Source organism: uncultured Chryseobacterium sp. (assembly GCF_913776365.1).
Taxonomy (GTDB): domain Bacteria; phylum Bacteroidota; class Bacteroidia; order Flavobacteriales; family Weeksellaceae; genus Chryseobacterium.
Genome location: NZ_CAJYMO010000042.1, coordinates 1 through 3,492 on the forward strand (window position 1 = coordinate 1; position 3,492 = coordinate 3,492).

Sequence of the window (3,492 nt, forward strand, 5' to 3'; positions counted from 1 at the left end):
GAATTGCTGGCAATCATCATGAGAAGCGGCAGCCGGGAAGAAACTGCTATGGAACTTGCCCGCAAAATTCTCAATTCGGTAGGGCACAGCTGGCATCAGCTCAGCCTGATGTCTGTAAAAGACCTGATGAAATTCAAGGGTGTGGGAGAAGTGAAGGCCATTGCCATAGCTACGGCGCTGGAGATCGGCAGGCGGAGAGCAGCACAGGAAGTCCCGGAAAAGTCGCTGATTACATGCAGCAATGACGGCTATCAGATCCTCAGGAAATATTTGTCAGACTTAAGGACTGAGGAGTTCTGGGCCATATTCCTCAACCAGAGCAACAGGGTTCTCCATTTCACCCAGCTGACCCAGGGCGGAATCAACCAGTCTATCGTGGACATCAGGATCCTTTTTAAAACGGCACTGGACCATTATGCGACAGCTCTGATCATCGCCCATAACCATCCTTCCGGAAACCTGAAACCCAGCAAGGAAGATCTGGAAATTACCCGGAAAATAAAAGAGGCCGGAAACATGCTGAATATACAGCTCCTGGACCATCTGATTATAACGCAAAACTCATACGTCAGCCTTGCGGACGACGGATTATTATGATTAGAAAATTAGAATATAATAAAATACATTTTGGTAAATACGCTGAATGCCTGAGGAATTCCCAACAGAAGAACTGGTATGCGCGCAAGGAAATCCTCGATCACCTTTCAGGAAACTGGCATATCCTGGTGTACAATGACTATGAAGCGGTAATGCCCATCCATATTCAGAAAAAAATGGGCATCAACTTCGTTCATATGCCTCTTTTCTGCCAGCAGCTCGGCATCTTTTCGAAAATTGACAATCCGGAAGTCAACCAATGCTTTCTGAACTTTCTTACGGAAAAGTACCGGGTTTTTTTTTATACTTTCAATGACGGAAACGGATTTGAAGACCATCTGGAAAAGAAGAAAAACTATATTATTCCTGTTTCAGAATATCCGCTGCTCAGAAGGAAAAAATACTTCAAGGGGCGAAAATCCACGGTGAAAGCAGCACAGCATCTTACATACCAAGAAATCGAATTCGGTGCAGCGGCACTGGATTTTATCAAAAACAATTTTAAAGGGCTTACGAAAGAAAAGGATTGGGAAAAACTGAAAAATTACCTCTCTTTCCTTTCTGAAAACAATACCCTGAAACTCGCCGGAGCCTTTTCGGGAAATACCCTGATCAACCTGGCACTGATGGTATCAGATACGGATCAGCTTTCTCTCCTGGGACTGATGAACCATGAGCAGCACAAAGAAGAGAATGGCGCTTCTTTTCTGATCGATAAAATTCTGCAAGAGTATATTGCCGTGAAATCTTTTAACTTCATGGGAAGCAATATACGCGGAATTGAAGTTTTTTTCAAGAGTTTCGGGGCAGAACTCCGTGAATATGGCTTTGTTGAAAATAAGTTTTTGAAAAGATTCGCCTGATCAGTCTGTTTCATGGACTTTTCCTCCATATTATTTATAAATTTATCCTCTGTAATATTTCTTCCATGTTAAAACAAATTCGAAACTATAAGCTTCCCTATGCCGTATACAACTTTTTCAACAGGAAAAAGCTTAAACACAACATTCCTCTCTATAAAAGATTCGGAATTAATAAAAGCTATTTCTCAAGCATCTCCAGCAAAGATTTCTCTCATCTGGATCCGCAGGAAAGAAAAATAGACAACGGGCGGTTATCCCGGACGTCTTTTTATCAAAATCTTTCGGAGGAAAATAAAAGGAGTGCGGACCGCTACGGAGAAAACGGGTTTCTGGTCCTTAAGAACTACCTGCATCCGGAAACAGCCGACGCCATCAACGAAGAAATTGAAGCATTGATGAAAAATGGCACCCTGAAATTCCGGTACGGCGGTAAACTGATGTTTGCCATTCATCATTCTGAGCTTATACGCAGCATCGGAAATAACAGAGAGCTGCTGGAATTCCTCTCTGTGCTGCTGGACGGTGAAGCCAAACTTTTTCAGAGTATTAATTTTATCAACGGAAGCCAGCAGAAAACCCACTCAGACAGTATCCACATGACGACCTATCCGCTGGGAGGTCTGTTGGGCGTATGGATTGCACTGGAAGATACCGATGAAGAAAACGGAGCCCTGCATTATATTCCCGGAAGCCATACCCTGCCTTATTTCCTTAACTCCGATTATGATAACGAAGGCACATTTCTGAAGATCGGGGAAAAAAGTTATAAAGAATATGAACAGTTTCTGGAGGCCAAGGTGAAAGAACTTGGACTGAAAAAAGAAATTTTCCGGGCCGGGAAAGGGGACCTGCTGGTATGGCATGCCAATATTTTACATGGTGGCGAACCCCATACCGACAAAACAAGAACCAGAAAAAGCCTCGTCTACCACTATTTTGATGAAAACAGCATCTGTTACCATGAAGTAACGCAACGTCCTGCTTTATTTGAAGGATAATTCAAAAAATATTAGTAATTTTGCTACCTCAAATTATGACAGGCTTTTCAGGATATTTACCCTATGCTTTTGCATTGATTATTGCAATTCCTTTTCTGGTTTTGCTCAGACAATTTGTATTCACCTACATCAGGCTCAAGGAGCAGGAGCTGAAAATGCTTTCCGTAAAATCGAATTCGGAAAACAAAACCCAGTCATACGAAAGAATGACCCTTTTCCTGGACCGGATAAAACCTTCACACCTCATTCAGAAATTCGATAAGGGGCTTGCCGTTCACGAGTTTATTTTCCTTACCGAGAAGTCCATCAATGAAGAATTCGATTATAATTCTTCGCAGCAGCTGTACCTTACCGCCCATTCGTGGAAGAATATCGTGGAATCGAAGAACGCCGTGATCAGCCTGCTTCATCAGACCTATGAAGCCATGGGCGCAAATACCGACCTCGAGGAATTTAAAACCGTTTTCCTGATGACGTATATGGACGGTGAGGACTATATTTCGGCAACCCTTCAGGATCTGAGAAAAGAAATTATGATACTGGCTTAATTAAAAAAATAAATATAATTAAATAATGATTCCAAATTTTAAAGCACATCCATGGCATGGAATTTCTGCTGGCGAAGAGGCCCCGGACGTTGTAAATGTTTTCGTGGAGATCGTTCCTTCAGACACGATTAAATATGAAGTGGATAAAGAAACGGGATTCCTGATGGTAGACAGGCCTCAGAAGTTTTCAAACATTATTCCGGCCTTATATGGTTTTGTGCCAAGAACATACTGTGATACTGCAGTAATGAAACTTGCGGTTGAAAGAGGTGCTACGGATGTTACCATGGGAGACCATGATCCGCTTGATATCTGTGTTTTAAGTTCTCACAACATCCACTCCGGTGGCCTGCTGATGAAAGCCATTCCGATCGGCGGTTTTAAAATGATCGACGGCGGAGAGGCAGATGACAAAATTGTTGCCGTAATGATCGGTGACCACGCATTCGGACACTTCAGGGATATCGCAGAACTGCCTGAAGCGGA

At 42.8% G+C, this 3,492-nt stretch carries 5 protein-coding genes; all 5 read left to right on the top strand.

Annotated elements, in window-relative coordinates; translation table 11 throughout:
- Positions 1 to 597, top strand: a 597-nt coding sequence (radC, locus tag QZ735_RS02485) for a DNA repair protein RadC (RefSeq protein WP_294243842.1), incomplete at its 5' end; no start/stop codon positions are given.
- Positions 594 to 1,460, top strand: coding sequence for a hypothetical protein (locus QZ735_RS02490; RefSeq protein ID WP_294243843.1), 867 nt, complete (start codon positions 594 to 596; stop codon positions 1,458 to 1,460). The genes radC and QZ735_RS02490, both read left to right, overlap by 4 nt.
- Positions 1,461 to 1,525: 65 nt before the next feature.
- Positions 1,526 to 2,458: a phytanoyl-CoA dioxygenase family protein gene (locus QZ735_RS02495; protein WP_294243844.1), complete on the top strand. Its 933-nt coding sequence runs from the start codon at positions 1,526 to 1,528 to the stop codon at positions 2,456 to 2,458.
- A 35-nt stretch (positions 2,459 to 2,493) separates the two neighbouring features.
- Entirely contained in the window at positions 2,494 to 3,006 is a 513-nt protein-coding gene (locus tag QZ735_RS02500; RefSeq protein WP_294243845.1) for a hypothetical protein, read from the top strand.
- A 25-nt stretch (positions 3,007 to 3,031) separates the two neighbouring features.
- On the top strand, positions 3,032 to 3,492 hold a 461-nt coding region (locus tag QZ735_RS02505), incomplete at its 3' end, for an inorganic diphosphatase (RefSeq protein WP_294243847.1).